The sequence below is a fragment of the Rhizobium sp. Rhizsp82 genome, assembly GCF_047325115.1.
GTDB lineage: Bacteria > Pseudomonadota > Alphaproteobacteria > Rhizobiales > Rhizobiaceae > Rhizobium.
The window spans coordinates 2,444,430-2,460,769 of the sequence record NZ_CP168570.1 but is presented as its reverse complement, the minus strand read 5'-3'; the positions used below and the strand labels follow the sequence as shown (position 1 = coordinate 2,460,769).

Sequence of the window (16,340 nt, the reverse complement as noted above, 5' to 3'; positions counted from 1 at the left end):
GCTACAGGCTCCCGTTGTGCCAAACCGGGAGCCTTCGCCGCCAGGCTGCCAAACTTTTCCTTAACCGCGCAGCCTTAAGATCACCGGTCAAATAGCAGCCAGTTTTCGGGACCGATGAGCAAGCCGAATTTCCGCTTCAAGCATTACGACCTTCATGAGCAGCGCGCCGGCACCATCGTCGAGGTGGCGCTCAATGCGGTGAACAACGTCCGCCTGATGACGGCACCGCAGTTCCAGCGCTTCACTGAGGTTCTCGATTTCAAATATATCGGCGGCGTCGCCAAGAAATCGCCGGTCAAGATGGTCATCCCCGACAGCGGCCACTGGCACCTGATCGTCGACATGGAAGGCCATCACGGGCTGGCGGAATCCGCCGTCAAGGTGATCGCGGCACCGGGCGCCCAGAAGAAGGCTTCCTGAGATCGCCTAAGGCGACATCAGCGCGGATTGCGCTCTTTCCTGAGCTTCGACCACCATTCCAGCCGCTTGCGGATTTCGCGCTCGAAACCACGCTCCGGCGGATCGTAGAAGGTCTTGCGGCCCATCTTCTCCGGGAAATAATCCTGGCCTGAAAAGGCATCGGGCTCATCGTGATCGTAACGATAGCCCTCGTTATAGCCTTCATCCTTCATCAGCTTGGTCGGCGCATTGAGGATGTGCTTGGGCGGCAGCAGCGAGCCGTTCTGCTTGGCGGCCATGGTCGCCGCCTTGAAGGCCGTATAGACCGCGTTGGATTTCGGCGCCGTCGCCAGATAGACGCAGGCCTGCGCCAGCGCCAGCTCGCCTTCGGGTGAGCCGAGATAGTCGTAAGCGTCCTTGGCGGCGTTGCAGATGACGAGCGCCTGCGGATCGGCAAGGCCGATATCCTCGACGGCCATCCGCACCAGACGGCGGCCGAGATAGAGCGGGTCTTCTCCGGCATCGAACATGCGCGCCAGATAGTAGAGCGCCGCATCCGGATCCGAACCGCGGACCGATTTGTGAAGCGCCGAAATCAGATTGTAGTGACCGTCCTGCGCCTTGTCGTAGACAGGGGCCCGGCGTTGAACGATGCGCGTCAGGCCCTCGGTGTCGAAAATTTCTCCGGGGCGCGCGGCGCGCCAGACCTCTTCGGCGAGCGTCAGCACGGCGCGGCCATCGCCATCGGCCATGCGCAGCAGGCTGGCGCGGGCGTCCTCCGTCAGCGGCAGCGGCTTCTGCTCGACCTCCTCGGCGCGCTTCAGCAATTCGCTGAGGCTTTCCTCGTCATGCGACTTGAAGGTCAGCACGCGGGCGCGCGACAGGAGAGCGGCGTTGAGCTCGAAGGACGGGTTCTCGGTGGTGGCGCCGACGAGGATGACGGTGCCGTCCTCCATCACCGGCAGGAAGCTATCCTGCTGGGCGCGGTTGAAGCGATGGATCTCGTCGACGAAGAGCAGCGTCTGGCGGCCATCCATGCGGCGTAGCCGGGCGGCCTCGAACACCTTTTTCAGATCGGCAACACCGGAGAAGATCGCGGAAATCTGCTCGAAGGCGAGGCCCGCCTCGCCCGAAAGCAGGCGCGCCACCGTCGTCTTGCCGGTTCCGGGCGGTCCCCAGAAGATCATCGAACCGAGCGATCCGCTCTCGATCATCCGCCGGAGGACGCCATCCTCGCCGGTCAGGTGGCCCTGCCCGGCGACTTCAGACAGCGTCTGCGGCCTCAACCGATCGGCAAGAGGCCGCCGGCTGGCGACCTCATCTGGAATGCGCGGTGCGAAGAGATCATCACTCATCGGAAGAACTGCCTGATCCTCTGGCCGTCGCGCTCGATTTCGACGCGCCAGAGACCTGCATCGTCGGATGCGATCTGCGACAGCTGCTCGGTGGTCTGCACCGGCGTTCCGTTGATCGCGACGATGATATCCTTCGGTTCGAAGCCGAGGCGCGCGGCCGGAGAGTCATCCTTGACCTCGGCAACGACGACGCCGGTCGATTCCGTCGGCATGCGCAGCTCGTCGGCAACGCGCGGCGAGAGGTTTTCGACGACGGTGCCCGTGAAGGGCGTGCGGCCGCCGATGGTGCGCTGGTCGCGCGGCGAGGTTTCGGGGGCGCGATCGAGCTTCAGCGCAACCTGCTGTTCGCCGCCATTCTCGACGACGCCGAGCTTGACCGTATTGCCGAGGCCGGCCGTCGTCAGACGATAGAGGAGCGCATCCGGATGCTCGACCGGGATGCCGTTGACCGAGGTGACGATCTCGCCGGCCTTCAGGCCAGCCTTCTGCGCCGGGCTACCGTCGGTCACCTTGACGATCAGCGCGCCACGGGCCTTGTCGAGGCCGAGCGCCTCGGCAACCTCCGAGGTCACCGCATCGAAGGTGGCGCCAACATAGGGACGCTCGAAGGACTTCACGCCGGCATCGGCCGAGGTGAGGAAGACCTTCACCAGATTGGCAGGGATCGCAAAGCCGATACCGTTCGAGCCGCCGCCACGCGAAAAGATCGCCGTGTTGATGCCGATCAGCTCACCCTTCATATTCATCAGCGCGCCGCCGGAATTGCCGGGGTTGATCGAGGCATCGGTCTGGATGAAGAAGCCGAACTCGTTCTTGACGACCTGGTTTCGGGCGAGCGCGGAAACGATGCCCGAGGTCACCGTCTGGCCGACGCCGAAGGGGTTGCCGATGGCGAGAACGAGATCGCCGACCTCGACGGCATCTGAATTGCCGATCGGCAGCGTCGGGAAATTGGCCTTGGTATCGATCTTCAGCACTGCGAGATCGAGGCGATCGTCACGCAGCACGACCTTGCAGGGAAACTCGCGGCCGTCGGAGAGCGCCACCTTGATATCGTCGGCGCCTTCGATGACGTGGTTGTTGGTGACCACGGTGCCGTTCGCCTCGACAATGACGCCGGAGCCGAGCGACGACTGCTTCTCCGACCGGTTCGGCATCTGCTGGCCGAAGAACTGCTCGAAGAAGGGGTCGCCGGCAAAGGGCGACTGCCGCTGCACGGTCTTTTCGGCATAGACGTTCACGACCGCGCCCGAGGTCTGCTTGACCAGCGGGGCGAAGGACAGCTGCATTTGCATCTGGCTCTGCGGTACGGTTTTCGCGTCCTCGGCATGCGCGCCAAGCGGCAGGAGAACCGCGAGCGCAAAAAGCGGGACAAACGAACGTTTCAACAGGCCTTGCATTGGAATCCCTTCTGAAATGCTTCCGGATCAGTGTTGTAGCGCCGGACGCTAGAAAGGAAAGAGGGCGGAAGCATGGAAGCTTCCGCCCGCCTGATGATGCTTCCGGCCTGCGAGTTTGATTCAGCAAAGCAGGATATGGAATTGATCGGCAAGGCAAAAGACCTCACCTGGTCACCGCTGTGTGACAGCCGTCTCGAAGAGAGATGCTAGAAGGCAACCTCGAGGTTCTGGCGGTCCTGGGCGATGACCCGGCAGGTGGTCTCGAAGCCCTCGCCCTTGATCGCCAGAATGAATTCCGGCGGGATCCCGGCCGAGTTCGAAACCGAGAGGCCGGCGCTATCGGCGCCGAGCGACTTGATGGTGCAGTCGATGGTCGAGCGGCGGTCGTTGAACAGGATAGAGCCTGCCTTCAGGACGCGGCGGCGCGCGCCAGCCGAACCTTCGGACTGGATGGAGTTCCACGAGACGCAGCGATCGCGCCCGCTGTTCTTGGCGTGGTACATCGCGGCATCGGCCTGGGCGAGCAGCGTTTCGATATCCTTGGTGACGATCGACATGGAGGAGATGCCGAAGCTCGCGGTTACCGTCAGCGCGCCAAAGTCGCCCTGGATCGGCTGGGCCGAGATTGCCGCACGCATCTTTTCGGCGACGGCTGCGGCACCCTCGCGGTCGATATGCGGCAGCACGATGCAGAATTCCTCGCCGCCGAGGCGACCGAACAGATCGCCGGCCCTGGGATTGGCCTTGCAGGTCGCGGCCACCGCGCGCAGCACCTGATCACCTGCGGCATGGCCGTGGGTATCGTTGACGCTCTTGAAGCGGTCGATATCCAGCACGATGGTGGAGAGATTGTGCTGATGGCGGATCGCCAGCGAGATCAGCTGGTCGGCCTCCTGCTTGAAGGCGCGCCGGGTCAAGGCTTCCGTCAGGCTGTCGGTCGCCGCCGATTGCAGCAGCTCGATACGGTCCATCGCCGCACCCGCGAGCTCTTCCAGGATGGCGAGGTCGCGGGCGCCGAAGGATCGCGGCCGGCGATCGATGGCGCAGACCGTTCCGATGATATGCCCGGCCTTGGTCGTCAGCGGAACGCCGGCATAGAAGCGGATATGGCTTTCGCCGGTGACTGCCGGATGCTGCGCGAAGCGTGGATCCTTGGTGGCATCCTGGACGATGACGGGCTCTTCGTAATCGACGACATAGCGGCAGAACGTATCTTCCCGCGGCACTTCATCGGCGGTGAGGCCGGAGCAGGCCTGATACCATTGCCGATGCGCATCGATGAGCGAGACGAGGCCGATATCGATCGCAAAGATCTGCTTGATCAGCCGGACGATGCGATCGAAGCCCTCGTCTCTCGGCGCGTCGAGAAGATCGAGCTGCTCCAGCGCCGCAAGACGCTCCATTTCCCGCTTCCGTGCGTCTGCGGAAGACTTACCGAATGCACGTGCAACGACCATTGCCGCATTGCTCCTCAACCGACCGATATAGCGATGCATCCCATATATTGGTGAACAAATCGGATATATTGCATTTAGCGAATCCTTCATATTCCGATCGGGGCATGGCTGAAGGCGACGGCCGACCTGCGATCTTGATTCAGGAAATGCGCATATGGAATTGATCGGAAAGGCAAAATCCTGGGCGAAGTCACTGAAGCGTGACGTCACGGCGCTGTGGCTCGCGGCCCGCGATCCCAGGGTGCCATGGTATGCGAAAGCGGTCGCCGCGGCCGTCGCCGCCTATGCGCTGTCGCCCGTCGACCTCATTCCGGATTTCATCCCGGTGCTCGGCTATCTCGACGATCTGATCATCGTACCGCTCGGCATCATGCTGGCGATCAGGCTCATCCCGCAGCCAGTCATGGCGGAGCTGCGCCAGCGGGCTGCAGAGCGCGCGGGGCGGCCTGTCAGCCGGGCCGGATTGATTTTCATCCTTGCCGTATGGGCCTGCTGCATCATCTTTCTGGTCCGGGCGTTCCTATAAGCGCCTGCCAGGAAACAGGATCATAGCCCGCATGAAAGCAGCCATCGCCGCCCTCGCCTTCTCGACCGTCTCACTGCTCGCCCCGCTCGCACATGCCGCGAGCTTCGACTGCGATGCCAAGGAGCTGAAGCCCGACGAAAAGGCGATCTGCGACAACCGGGCACTCAACGACGCCGACGTGAAGATGGTCACCACCTTCGACCTGCTCTCCGGCCTGCTCGCCATGGGCACGCGCGGCACCCTGCAGGACGAGCAGACAGCCTGGCTGAAGAAACGGCAGGATTGCCAGGCAGATGCCGCCTGTATCAGGGCCGCCTATGACGAGCGGATGAAGCAGCTCGACGAGACGTATAAGAATATCAACCGGCCGCTTTAGCGTTTAGCCGCCAAGTTGAGCTCGGATTGCCGATATCACCACCGCAAGCGCGGCATCCGGTAGCCGTCCGATCCGGTCGATCTGCGATGTCTCGACGGTGGCGATCTTCGCCGGTCGAACGACCGAAGGCGCCGGCAGGCCTGCCGCCTGATGGTCAGGGATTTCGACATCTCCGAGCCATGGCCGATTTTCGGCCGAGGTTATCATGACGGCCCAGACGAGAGCATCATTCTCGCCGAGCGAACCGGCGGAAACAACGAGCGCCGGACGCCGCTGGCGCGTATCGCGATCGGTATAGGGAAAGGGCACCCGTATGATGTCACCCTGCTCAAAGGTCGGCATAGGCTTTCCGATCGGCTTCGCTATCCCATTCCGAGAAGGTCGCAAAAGGATCGTCGGACATCGGTTCGGCAGCCCGCGATATCACCACGCGATTGTCAGCCTCCAGCGTATAGACGATGGAATCCCCTTCCTTCAGATGCAACGCGGAGCGCACGGCCTGCGGGATCGTCGTCTGAGCCTTGCTGGTCATCTTGCTTGTGATCATGTCTCACCTCGGAATGGAATGTAAGGAAATTCCTTACCGATGACAACGGCGGATAAGCAAACCGCGCCGAGACAAGACATCTCTGAAAACGAAAAGACCCGCTGCCTAGGAGACAGCGGGTCTTCTGATCATATCGAAGCTTTCCCAGCTTATTCCGGCAGGATGCGCACTGCGCCGCGATCGGCACTGGTGGCGAAGGCCGCGTAGGCCTTCAGCGCGGTCGTGACGTTGCGCTTGCGGACTTCGGCCGGGCGCCAGCCCTTGGCTTCCTGTTCGGCGCGGCGTGTCGCCAATTCGGCGTCGCTGACACGCAGGCTAATGGTGCGGTTCGGGATGTCGATGTCGATCATGTCGCCCGGCTGGACGAGGCCGATCGTGCCGCCGTTTGCGGCTTCCGGCGAAGCGTGGCCGATTGACAGACCCGAGGTACCGCCCGAGAAGCGGCCGTCGGTGATCAGGGCGCAGGCCTTGCCGAGGCCCTTCGACTTCAGATAGCTGGTCGGATAGAGCATTTCCTGCATGCCCGGGCCGCCCTTGGGGCCTTCGTAGCGGATGACGACAACATCGCCGGCGACGACTTCGTTGCCGAGAATGGCCTTCACGGCGGCGTCCTGGCTTTCATAGACCTTGGCCGGACCGGAGAATTTCAGGATCGATTCATCGACGCCTGCGGTCTTCACGATGCAGCCGTCGAGCGCCAGATTGCCCTTCAGAACAGCGAGACCGCCATCCTTCGAGAACGGATGCTGGGCATCGCGGATGACGCCGTTTTCGCGGTCGAGATCGAGCTCGTCCCAGCGGGCGCTCTGGCTGAAGGCAACCTGTGTCGGTACGCCGCCGGGCGCTGCGCTGAAGAGCTTCAGGGCGACGGGATTGTCGGTGACCGAGATATCCCACTGCGCCAGTGCGTCGCCAAGCGTCGGCGAATGGACGGTCGGCAGGCCGGCGTTGATCAGTCCGGCGCGGTTCAGCTCACCGAGGATCGCCATGATGCCGCCGGCGCGGTGGACATCTTCCATGTGGACGTCGGACTTCGCCGGTGCGACCTTCGACAGGCACGGGACGCGGCGCGACAGGCGGTCGATGTCTTCCATGGTGAAGTCGATTTCGCCCTCATGGGCGGCTGCCAGAATGTGAAGAACGGTGTTGGTCGATCCACCCATGGCGATATCGAGCGCCATGGCGTTTTCGAAGGCGCCCTTGCTGGCGATGGTGCGCGGCAGTGCCGTTGCATCGTCCTGCTCGTAATAGCGCTTGGCGAGTGCCACGACGCGGCGGCCGGCCTCGAGGAAGAGTTCCTTGCGGTCGGAATGCGTGGCGAGCGTCGAGCCGTTGCCGGGCAGCGACAGGCCGAGCGCCTCGGTCAGGCAGTTCATCGAGTTGGCGGTGAACATGCCGGAGCATGAACCGCAGGTCGGACAGGCCGAGCGCTCGATGACCTTGACGTCTTCGTCCGAAACCTTGTCGTCGGCAGCCGCAACCATGGCATCGACGAGGTCGAGGGCGTGGGTCTTGCCGTTGAGCACGACCTTGCCGGCCTCCATCGGACCGCCGGAGACGAAGATCGTCGGGATATTGAGGCGCAGCGAGGCCATCAGCATGCCGGGGGTGATCTTGTCGCAGTTGGAGATGCAGACCATGGCGTCGGCGCAATGGGCGTTGACCATGTATTCGACGCTGTCGGCGATCAGCTCGCGCGAGGGCAGCGAATAGAGCATGCCGTCATGGCCCATGGCGATGCCGTCATCGACGGCGATCGTGTTGAATTCCTTGGCGACGCCGCCGGCCGCTTCGATTTCGCGGGCGACGAGCTGGCCGAGATCCTTCAGGTGGACGTGGCCGGGCACGAACTGCGTGAACGAGTTCACCACCGCAATGATCGGCTTGCCGAAATCGCTGTCCTTCATGCCCGTGGCGCGCCAAAGGCCGCGCGCACCCGCCATGTTGCGGCCGTGGGTCGTGGTTCTCGAACGATAGGCTGGCATCGGTGTCTTCCTCAAAGTGCCGGATTTATCTGCGATATAGGGCGGCGAAGCTGTTTGCTGGCCGGCGATCGCCGTATTTTTGAATTGTCCTAATCCAATCGGCAGGGGCTGTCACTACCGGCAAGGGCAAATCCGGTACGGCGCGCGCGGCGTCCATCGGGCATATACGGAGCGGAGGAGCCTTTTGTTACAGGCTATTTCTTCACATCCGAACACAAAAAATTGGCTTTCCGTCAGGCCGGTTCAAGGCCTAGACACTAATCTGAAAACGCCGATCATGCGTTTAAAGAGATATTTGGGCCGCCCCCAGCCCAGGAGGTTTGAAATGCCGACCTACCGCCCCCCGAAGATCCGCTCGTCGGAGATCACGCCGCATCAGGTCTATCTGCGCCGCCGCGAATTTCTCGGCGCTGCAACGCTTGGAGCCATGGCGCTCTATGGCGCCGGAAAGGCAAGCGCTGCCGCCCTCAACGCCGTCGACAGCAAATATACCGTCGATGAAAAGACGACGCCGCTGAAGGACGTCACCACCTACAACAATTTCTACGAATTCGGCCTCGACAAGGGTGACCCAGCAGCGCTTTCGGGCGACTTCAAGCCCCTGCCCTGGACGATCAAGGTTGACGGCATGGTCAACAAGCCCGGCACTTTCGATCTCGATGCGCTGATGAAGGAATTCCCGGTCGAGAGCCGCACCTACCGGATGCGTTGCGTCGAGGCATGGTCGATGGTCATCCCTTGGGATGGCTTTCCGCTCGCCGCACTACTGAACAAGGTCGAGCCGCAAGGAAGCGCCAAGTACGTGGCCTTCGAGACGGTCGTTCGTCCCGAGGAGATGCCCGGCCAGAAGGGCATCTTCCAGTCGCTGGAATGGCCCTATGTCGAAGGTCTGCGGCTCGATGAGGCCATGCATCCGCTGACGCTGCTTGCCGTCGGTCTCTACGGCCAGACGCTGCCGAACCAGAACGGCGCACCGATCCGCCTCGTCGTGCCGTGGAAATATGGCTTCAAGGGCATCAAGTCGATCGTCCGCATCTCGCTGACCGACAAGGAGCCGAAGAACACCTGGCAGGTCACCAATCCGCAGGAATACGGCTTCTATGCCAATGTGAACCCGGCGGTCGATCATCCGCGCTGGAGCCAGGCCACCGAACGCCGGATCGGCGAGAGCGGCTTCTTCGGCGCCAGCCGTCACCCGACGCTTCCCTTCAACGGCTATGCCGATGACGTGGCGAGCCTCTATTCTGGCATGGATCTCAGGGCGAATTTCTGATGGCGGGTTTCTCGTTCAGCCTGCCGAAGCGCTGGCAGCCGGCTTCGGTCTGGGCACTCTACGCCGTCGGTCTGCTGCCGGCGGTCTGGACCTTCTATCTCGGCGCCACCGACCAGCTCGGCGCCGATCCGGTCAAGACCTTCGAGCTGTTTCTCGGCCTCTGGACGATCCGCTTCCTGATCCTGACGCTTGCCGTCTCCCCTGCCCGCGATCTGCTGGGTTGGAACTACCTGCGCTATCGCCGGGCGCTCGGCCTGCTGACCTTCTATTACGCGCTGATGCATTTCACCGTTTACATGGTGCTCGATCAGGCGATGGACCTTTCCGCCGTCGTCGACGACGTCCTGAAGCGGCCCTTCATCATGTTCGGCATGGCGGGCCTCGCCCTGCTCGTCCAGCTCGCCGTCACATCGAACAATTTCTCGATCCGCAAGATGGGCATGAAATGGATCTGGCTGCACAAGCTGATCTACATCATCGCCGCCGCCGGTGCCCTGCATTTCGCGCTGTCGACGAAGATCCTCGACCTTGAGCAATATATCTATGTCGGCCTGATCATCCTGATGATCCTCTACCGTTCCTGGCGCCCGATCGCGAAAAGCCGCAAGCGCGCGGCACAGGGGCGCCAGCGCGGGCGGGCTGCGGCGACAGTCTCCTAGCGGGCGGCCTTCGCCAGCTTCACATCGATGAAGCAAGCCACCGCTATGCCGAGCGTGTAGGAGACGATGTTCCAGATCGAGAAGATCCGGCCGATCAGCAGCGCTCCTGTCAGCGTCAGCCTGAAGGCGTCGAGCCAGGGCGTGTGATAAAGCCGGAAGAACTCGACCGCGGCCGAAAGAACGACGGCGAGAACTGCAAGGTTCAGGGGCCGGACGCGCGGAGCGAACAGCAGGCTCAGGATGAGAAACACCATCCCGCCCCAGAGGGCCGCTGCGCCATAATTGACGATGATAAACGGCAAGCCGACGGGATAGCCGAACCGGCGCAATAACAGTCCCGCCGCGATGACCAAGAGCGTAGCGACGGCATATCCTGCCCTCGAGCCGAGACCATTTTTGAACATCACAGGCTCGGTCACAATCTTAGCCACTTCCTCGATACTAGCTGCAGGTCGATCCGGCGGTTTGGTTCGAGTCCGTCCGGATCAGCTTGCCCACTCCTGCTCCCCCGGTCCTCCGATGTCAAAGCCTCTTGCTCTCCGCATGCTCCTGCCGGCTCTCGACGAGCACCTGACCGCCATACCCGAGGCGCAGGGATTGCGAGGCATCAGACGCTTCGCCGTCGAATTCCTCTATTTCGGGATCAAGGAGGCGCGGGCTTCGCTGTTTGCGGGGTTGTTCTTTCTCGCGGTCTTTGCCGTCCCCCGCGCCGGTCTATTCGGTCTCGCGCGCTATGACCTGCTCTTGGTGATCGCGCTGGCGATCCAGGCCGCGATGGTGCTCACCAAGCTCGAGACGCTGGACGAACTGAAGGCGATCACGCTGTTTCACCTGATCGGCTTTGCTCTCGAGGTCTTCAAGACCTCCAGCAGCATCCAGTCCTGGTCCTATCCCGATTTCGGCTATACCAAGCTCTTTGGCGTGCCACTGTTTTCAGGCTTCATGTATGCAGCGATCGGCAGCTACGTGATCCAGGCCTGGCGCGTGCTGGACCTCCGAGTGCGCCACCACCCGCCTTACTGGATGGCGACGCTGGCCGCCACAGCGATCTATGCGAATTTCTACACCCACCATTATATCGGCGACTATCGCTGGTATATCGCGGCCTGCACCCTTGGCCTCTATGCCCGCACGACCGTCATCTTCCGGCCCTATGACCGCGACAGGCGCATGCCGCTGCTCATCGCCTTCGTGCTGATCGGCTTCTTCATCTGGCTTGCCGAAAACGTCCACAGCTTCCTCGGCCTCTGGCAATATCCGAACCAGATCGGCGGCTGGTCAGTCGTCCATATCGGCATCTGGAGTTCATGGTCACTGGTCGTCGTAATGACCTTCACGATCGTCGCCAATCTCAAGCACTTCAAGGAACGGATCCACGTGCCCGAGTGAGAAGTGCTCACCACCACAAACGAAAACAGCCGGGCTTTGCAGCCCGGCTGTTTTGCTTCCGGAGAACCGGAAAGAATTAAGCAGCTTCGGCCGCAGCGGCTTCTGCTTCGACGCGGGCCTTGTCGGCTGCGCCCTTGGCGTTGACGTCGCGGTCGACGAACTCGACGACTGCGAGAGCAGCGTTGTCGCCCTGGCGGAAGCCAGCCTTCATGATACGCAGGTAGCCGCCGTTGCGGGTTGCGTAGCGCGAAGCGATGGCGTCGAAGAGCTTGGCAACGACAGCGGCGTCGCGGATCTGCGAGATCGCCTGACGGCGAGCGTGCAGGTCGCCGCGCTTGCCGAGGGTTACGAGCTTTTCAACGATCGGACGGATTTCCTTTGCCTTCGGCAGGGTGGTCACGATCTGCTCATGGGTGATGAGCGAAGCCGCCATGTTGGCAAACATTGCCTTGCGGTGGCTGGCAGTTCTGTTCAGCTTGCGGCCGGCTTTTGCGTGGCGCATTGCTATTCTCCTTTGATGCAGGGCTCTTCGCTTCTAGCGGGCCTGCCGTTTCCTGGCACATACAGGCGATCTGCCTGCTGTTTGACTGGGAAAGGCAGCCTCAGAGCCTGCCTTTTTGGTTCTTAATACTGGTCTTCGTAACGCTTGGCGAGATCTTCGATGTTCTCGGGCGGCCATGCCGGCACTTCCATGCCGAGGTGCAGGCCCATGGAAGCGAGAACTTCCTTGATTTCGTTCAGCGACTTGCGACCAAAGTTCGGGGTGCGGAGCATTTCTGCTTCGGTCTTCTGAATGAGGTCGCCGATGTAGACGATGTTGTCGTTCTTCAGGCAGTTTGCCGAGCGAACAGACAGTTCGAGTTCGTCCACCTTCTTCAGGAGCGCCGGGTTGAAGGCCAGTTCGGTGACGGCTTCTTCCTCGGTTTCCTTCTGCGGCTCGTCGAAGTTGACGAACACGCCAAGCTGATCCTGGAGAATGCGAGCCGCGAAAGCGACGGCATCTTCACCGGAGATCGAGCCATCGGTTTCGATGGTCATGTTCAGCTTGTCGTAGTCGAGAACCTGTCCTTCGCGGGTATTTTCTACCTTGTAGGACACCTTCTTGACCGGCGAATAAAGGCTGTCGACCGGGATGAGACCGATCGGAGCGTCTTCCGCACGATTGCGCTCGGCCGGAACGTAGCCCTTGCCGTTGTTGACGGTGAATTCCATACGGATTTCGGCGCCCTCGTCGAGCGTGCAAATGACATGCTCGGGGTTGAGGATTTCGATATCGCCGACCGTCTGGATGTCGCCAGCCGTTACAACGCCCGGGCCCTGCTTACGCACGACCATGCGCTTTGCGTCGTCGCCATCCATCTTGATGGCGATTTCCTTGATGTTGAGCACGATGTCCGTAACGTCTTCGCGGACGCCCGGGATCGAGGAGAATTCATGCAGCACGCCATCGATCTGCACGGCCGTAACAGCGGCACCGCGCAGCGACGACAGCAGAACGCGGCGAAGCGCGTTGCCGAGGGTGAGGCCGAAACCGCGCTCCAGCGGCTCCGCTACGAGCGTCGCCTTGGTGCGCGAGCTCGAAGAGAACTCGACCTTGTTCGGCTTGATCAGTTCCTGCCAGTTCTTCTGAATCATGTCTTTGCCTTCCGTTCGTTACCACCATCCAATCGTGGTAACCGAGCTTGAGAAACACCGGGAGCGCGCTGGCGCTCACCGGTGTTGTGAGTGGCGATGATCAGACGCGGCGCTTCTTGCGCGGGCGGCAGCCATTGTGCGGGATCGGCGTCACGTCGCGGATGGACGTGATCATGAAACCAGCAGCCTGGAGCGCGCGCAGAGCGGATTCACGGCCGGAGCCCGGGCCGCAAACTTCGACTTCCAGCGACTTCATGCCATGTTCCTGAGCCTTCTTGGCGCAGTCTTCAGCAGCGATCTGGGCAGCGAACGGGGTCGACTTGCGCGAACCCTTGAAGCCCTTGGCACCAGCGGACGACCAGGCAATGGCGTTGCCCTGTGCGTCGGTGATGGTGATCATCGTGTTGTTGAAGGTCGAGTTGACGTGCGCCACGCCCGACGAGATGTTTTTACGTTCGCGACGGCGAACGCGTACGGCTTCCTTGGCCATTCTTATCCCTTTCTTGGATATCGTCACCGCCGTAATACCAGCGGCTCCACCGGAGCAATGCATTGAGGCAATGCTCCAAACTCAAAAGAGGCCGGCGGACCGCCAGCCTCCCCTTCCCGGTTTCCCGGAAATTACTTCTTCTTACCAGCGATCGCCTTTGCCGGGCCCTTGCGGGTGCGGGCATTGGTGTGCGTGCGCTGACCGCGAACCGGCAGGCCGCGGCGATGACGCAGGCCGCGATAGCAGCCGAGGTCCATAAGGCGCTTGATGTTCATCGCGGTGTCGCGACGAAGATCACCTTCGACCTGGTAATCGCGGTCGATGGTTTCGCGGATCTGGAGCACTTCGGAGTCCGTCAGCTGATGGACGCGCTTGTCAGCCGGAAGACCGACCTTCTCCATGATTTCCTGTGCGAATTTCGGACCGATCCCGTGAATGTAGGTCAGCGCGATAACAACGCGCTTTGCAGTCGGGATGTTGACGCCAGCGATACGTGCCACGCCTATTCTCCTTGCGTTCCAGTTGCCATCCGGCAAGTGGTGTCTCGTTACACGGCCCAGCGAGGCCGCAATTACAAATTCAGGTTCTCAACAAGTCAAAACGATCGAACCCGGAACTTCAGATGGAAGTCCGCGCCGATCGCATCAAATATCGCGAGTTGGCGCGGTGTTTAGCGGAATCAGTGCTGAAAGGCAACCGTTCCCGCCAAGTTTATTTTCGAGGCTCAGAGCTTCGAAAGGATAGCATCGATCTCTGCCGTGACATGATCGATGTCGGCCATTCCATCGACCACTTTCAGCTTACCCTTGGCATGGTAATAGCCGATCAGTGGCGAGGTTTCCTTGTAGTAAGCGGCCAGACGGGTCACCACGGTCTCGCGGTTATCGTCGGGGCGGCGCTTGAAGTGGGTCGAACCGCAGCGATCGCAGACCCCTTCCACCTTCGGCTTGACGTTGGTGTCGTGATAGCCGGCGCCGCAGTTGGCGCAGGTATAACGGCCGGAGACGCGATCAGCGAGAATCTTGTCGTCGACTTCGATCTCGATGACGGCCGAAAGCTCTATGCCCTTGCCCTTCAGCATCACCTCGGTGGCATCCGCCTGCACGAGCGTGCGCGGGAAACCGTCGAGAATGAAGCCATTGGCGCAATCCGGGGCATCGAGACGCTCGGAGACGATGGCATTGACGATCTCGTCAGAAACAAGCTTGCCGGCGTCCATGACGGCCTTTGCCCGCTTGCCCACCTCCGTGCCGGCCTGAACGGCTGCACGGAGCATGTCACCGGTGGAGAGCTGCGGAATGCCGTGCTTCTCCACGATCCGCTGGGCCTGGGTCCCCTTACCCGCGCCCGGCGGCCCCAAAAGTATGAGTCTCATCGCCCCCTCTTTCCTCCACGCAACTTCGATTTCTTGATCAGACCTTCGTACTGCTGTGCAATCAGGTGGCCCTGAATCTGCGCAACCGTATCAAGAGTTACGCTAACCACGATCAAAAGCGAAGTCCCACCAAGGGATAATGGGATGCCGGTTTGCGACACCAGGATCTCAGGCAGGATGCAGACGAACACGAGGTAGATTGCGCCGATGACCGTGATTCGGGTCAGGACGTAATCGATATATTCGGCGGTACGCTCACCCGGGCGGATGCCCGGAATGAAGCCGCCATGCTTCTTGAGATTGTCGGCCGTGTCCTTCGGATTGAAGACGATAGCCGTATAGAAGAAGGCGAAGAATGCGATAAGTGCGCCGTAGAGCAGCATGTAGAGCGGCTGGCCGTGGCCGAGCGCTGCGACGATCGAGGTTGCCCAGGACGGCAGAGCGGTCGTGTTGGCAAAGCCTGCAACGGTTGCCGGCAAGAGCAGCAGCGACGACGAGAAGATAGCCGGGATGACGCCCGAAGTGTTGAGCTTCAGCGGCAGGTGCGACGTATCGCCCTGGAACATCCGGTTGCCCACCTGACGCTTAGGATACTGGATCAGAAGGCGGCGCTGGGCGCGTTCGACGAAGACGATGATGGCGATGACGGCGATCGCGATGACGATGACTGCGAGAATCAACGTCGTCGACAGAGCGCCGGTACGGCCGAGCTCGAGGGTACCGGCAAGCGCGCTCGGAAGACCGGCAGCGATACCTGCGAAGATGATCAGCGAGATGCCGTTGCCGATGCCGCGCGAGGTGATCTGCTCACCGAGCCACATCAGGAACATCGTGCCGCCGAGCAGGGTGATGACAGTCGAAATCTTGAAGAACCAGCCCGGATCGACCACGAGGCCGTTGCCGCTCTCGAGGCCGACCGCGATGCCATAGGCCTGCAGCGTGCCGAGCAGCACCGTGCCGTAGCGGGTGTACTGGTTGATGATCTTGCGGCCCTGCTCGCCTTCCTTCTTCAGGTTTTCGAGCGCCGGGACGACCGAGGTCATCAGCTGCACGATAATCGAAGCGGAGATGTAGGGCATGATGCCGAGCGCGAAGATCGCCATGCGCTGTACGGCGCCGCCCGAGAACATGTTGAAGAGGCCGAGAATGCCGCCTGCCTGGCCGCGGAAGGCCTGGGCATAAGCTTCGGGGTTCAGACCCGGAAGCGGAATGTGCGTACCAAGACGGTAGACGAGGAGAGCTGCCAGTGTGAACCACAGGCGCTTCTTGAGATCCTCGGCTTTGGCGAAGGTCGAAAAATTGAGATTGGAAGCCAACTGTTCCGCTGCAGAAGCCATGCGATTCTCCGCGCTACCCATTCCAGCCCTTCGCGAAGTGGCCGGACCCGGAAAAGGTATGTCAATATTCAAAAGCCGGGCTTAGGACGGATTGCTGGCGCAACCAATGCCTCACCCTTGATTTCGTCGGAAACCGG

20 protein-coding genes are annotated in these 16,340 nt (G+C 61.4%); 7 read left to right on the top strand and 13 right to left on the bottom strand.

Features of this window, described 5'->3' with window-relative positions:
• Positions 1-114: 114 nt before the first annotated feature.
• Positions 115-420 carry a DUF1883 domain-containing protein gene (locus tag ACEN84_RS17120; RefSeq protein WP_112711497.1) on the top strand — a complete coding sequence of 102 codons (306 nt, stop codon included), beginning with the start codon at positions 115-117 and terminating at the stop codon, positions 418-420.
• 17 nt (positions 421-437) lie between these two features.
• On the opposite strand, the gene ACEN84_RS17115 is transcribed toward ACEN84_RS17120, so the two are convergent.
• Together ACEN84_RS17115 and ACEN84_RS17110 are read right to left on the bottom strand one after the other, a co-directional pair.
• Positions 438-1,754: a replication-associated recombination protein A gene (locus ACEN84_RS17115; protein ID WP_199629440.1), complete on the bottom strand. Its 1,317-nt coding sequence runs from the start codon at positions 1,752-1,754 to the stop codon at positions 438-440.
• Positions 1,751-3,154, bottom strand: a complete 1,404-nt coding sequence (locus ACEN84_RS17110) for a DegQ family serine endoprotease (RefSeq protein WP_112711495.1) — start codon at positions 3,152-3,154, stop codon at positions 1,751-1,753. Before ACEN84_RS17110 ends, ACEN84_RS17115 begins: the two co-directional genes overlap by 4 nt.
• A 72-nt stretch (positions 3,155-3,226) precedes the next feature.
• Between ACEN84_RS17110 and ACEN84_RS17105 the strand changes: the two genes are divergently transcribed.
• A complete protein-coding gene (locus tag ACEN84_RS17105) occupies positions 3,227-3,364 on the top strand; it encodes a hypothetical protein (protein ID WP_413709333.1) in 138 nt (45 codons plus the stop codon).
• On the opposite strand, the gene ACEN84_RS17100 is transcribed toward ACEN84_RS17105, so the two are convergent.
• Positions 3,361-4,611, bottom strand: coding sequence for a diguanylate cyclase (locus ACEN84_RS17100; RefSeq protein WP_413709332.1), 1,251 nt, complete (start codon positions 4,609-4,611; stop codon positions 3,361-3,363). The two genes, ACEN84_RS17105 and ACEN84_RS17100, sit on opposite strands and share 4 nt — an antisense overlap.
• A gap of 154 nt (positions 4,612-4,765) precedes the next feature.
• Here ACEN84_RS17100 and ACEN84_RS17095 point away from each other — a divergent pair, with 154 nt between their 5' ends.
• The gene (locus ACEN84_RS17095) at positions 4,766-5,137 is read left to right on the top strand and encodes a YkvA family protein (RefSeq protein WP_413709331.1); all 372 of its coding nucleotides are present in this window, start codon (positions 4,766-4,768) and stop codon (positions 5,135-5,137) included.
• A gap of 31 nt (positions 5,138-5,168) precedes the next feature.
• On the top strand, positions 5,169-5,513 hold the full coding sequence (locus ACEN84_RS17090) for a lysozyme inhibitor LprI family protein (protein WP_413709330.1): 345 nt from the start codon (positions 5,169-5,171) through the stop codon (positions 5,511-5,513).
• A 3-nt stretch (positions 5,514-5,516) separates the two neighbouring features.
• Here ACEN84_RS17090 and ACEN84_RS17085 read toward each other — a convergent pair whose 3' ends face one another.
• The 3 genes from ACEN84_RS17085 to ilvD all read right to left on the bottom strand — a co-directional run bounded on the left by ACEN84_RS17085 (position 5,517) and on the right by ilvD (position 8,045).
• On the bottom strand, positions 5,517-5,855 hold the full coding sequence (locus ACEN84_RS17085) for a type II toxin-antitoxin system PemK/MazF family toxin (RefSeq protein ID WP_413709329.1): 339 nt from the start codon (positions 5,853-5,855) through the stop codon (positions 5,517-5,519).
• Entirely contained in the window at positions 5,842-6,060 is a 219-nt protein-coding gene (locus tag ACEN84_RS17080) for a type II toxin-antitoxin system PrlF family antitoxin (RefSeq protein WP_112711913.1), read from the bottom strand. The genes ACEN84_RS17085 and ACEN84_RS17080 overlap by 14 nt, the downstream gene beginning before the upstream one ends.
• 149 nt (positions 6,061-6,209) lie before the next feature.
• On the bottom strand, positions 6,210-8,045 hold the full coding sequence (ilvD, locus tag ACEN84_RS17075; RefSeq protein ID WP_199629445.1) for a dihydroxy-acid dehydratase: 1,836 nt from the start codon (positions 8,043-8,045) through the stop codon (positions 6,210-6,212).
• A gap of 325 nt (positions 8,046-8,370) precedes the next feature.
• Between ilvD and msrP the strand changes: the two genes are divergently transcribed.
• Positions 8,371-9,318 (top strand): protein-methionine-sulfoxide reductase catalytic subunit MsrP, encoded by a 948-nt coding sequence (gene msrP / locus ACEN84_RS17070; RefSeq protein ID WP_130282480.1) that lies wholly within the window; start codon positions 8,371-8,373, stop codon positions 9,316-9,318.
• On the top strand, positions 9,318-9,977 hold the full coding sequence (msrQ, locus tag ACEN84_RS17065; protein ID WP_413709328.1) for a protein-methionine-sulfoxide reductase heme-binding subunit MsrQ: 660 nt from the start codon (positions 9,318-9,320) through the stop codon (positions 9,975-9,977). Before msrP ends, msrQ begins: the two co-directional genes overlap by 1 nt.
• Here the strand turns inward: msrQ and ACEN84_RS17060 are convergent.
• A complete protein-coding gene (locus ACEN84_RS17060; protein WP_413709327.1) occupies positions 9,974-10,381 on the bottom strand; it encodes a DUF2809 domain-containing protein in 408 nt (135 codons plus the stop codon). The two genes, msrQ and ACEN84_RS17060, sit on opposite strands and share 4 nt — an antisense overlap.
• 139 nt (positions 10,382-10,520) lie before the next feature.
• Between ACEN84_RS17060 and ACEN84_RS17055 the strand changes: the two genes are divergently transcribed.
• Positions 10,521-11,366: a DUF817 domain-containing protein gene (locus ACEN84_RS17055; protein ID WP_413711319.1), complete on the top strand. Its 846-nt coding sequence runs from the start codon at positions 10,521-10,523 to the stop codon at positions 11,364-11,366.
• A gap of 76 nt (positions 11,367-11,442) precedes the next feature.
• Here the strand turns inward: ACEN84_RS17055 and rplQ are convergent, their stop codons facing one another.
• The 6 genes from rplQ to secY form a co-directional block, all read right to left on the bottom strand.
• Positions 11,443-11,868, bottom strand: a complete 426-nt coding sequence (gene rplQ, locus ACEN84_RS17050) for a 50S ribosomal protein L17 (RefSeq protein WP_112711485.1) — start codon at positions 11,866-11,868, stop codon at positions 11,443-11,445.
• Positions 11,869-11,990: 122 nt separating this feature from the next.
• The gene (locus ACEN84_RS17045; protein WP_112387893.1) at positions 11,991-13,001 is read right to left on the bottom strand and encodes a DNA-directed RNA polymerase subunit alpha; all 1,011 of its coding nucleotides are present in this window, start codon (positions 12,999-13,001) and stop codon (positions 11,991-11,993) included.
• 100 nt (positions 13,002-13,101) lie between these two features.
• A complete protein-coding gene (rpsK, locus tag ACEN84_RS17040) occupies positions 13,102-13,491 on the bottom strand; it encodes a 30S ribosomal protein S11 (RefSeq protein ID WP_003547577.1) in 390 nt (129 codons plus the stop codon).
• A gap of 131 nt (positions 13,492-13,622) precedes the next feature.
• The gene (rpsM, locus tag ACEN84_RS17035) at positions 13,623-13,991 is read right to left on the bottom strand and encodes a 30S ribosomal protein S13 (RefSeq protein ID WP_112711484.1); all 369 of its coding nucleotides are present in this window, start codon (positions 13,989-13,991) and stop codon (positions 13,623-13,625) included.
• A 224-nt stretch (positions 13,992-14,215) separates the two neighbouring features.
• Positions 14,216-14,866 carry an adenylate kinase gene (locus ACEN84_RS17030; RefSeq protein ID WP_112387891.1) on the bottom strand — a complete coding sequence of 217 codons (651 nt, stop codon included), beginning with the start codon at positions 14,864-14,866 and terminating at the stop codon, positions 14,216-14,218.
• Positions 14,863-16,203: a preprotein translocase subunit SecY gene (gene secY / locus ACEN84_RS17025; RefSeq protein ID WP_112711482.1), complete on the bottom strand. Its 1,341-nt coding sequence runs from the start codon at positions 16,201-16,203 to the stop codon at positions 14,863-14,865. Before secY ends, ACEN84_RS17030 begins: the two co-directional genes overlap by 4 nt.
• Positions 16,204-16,340 lie beyond the last annotated feature (137 nt).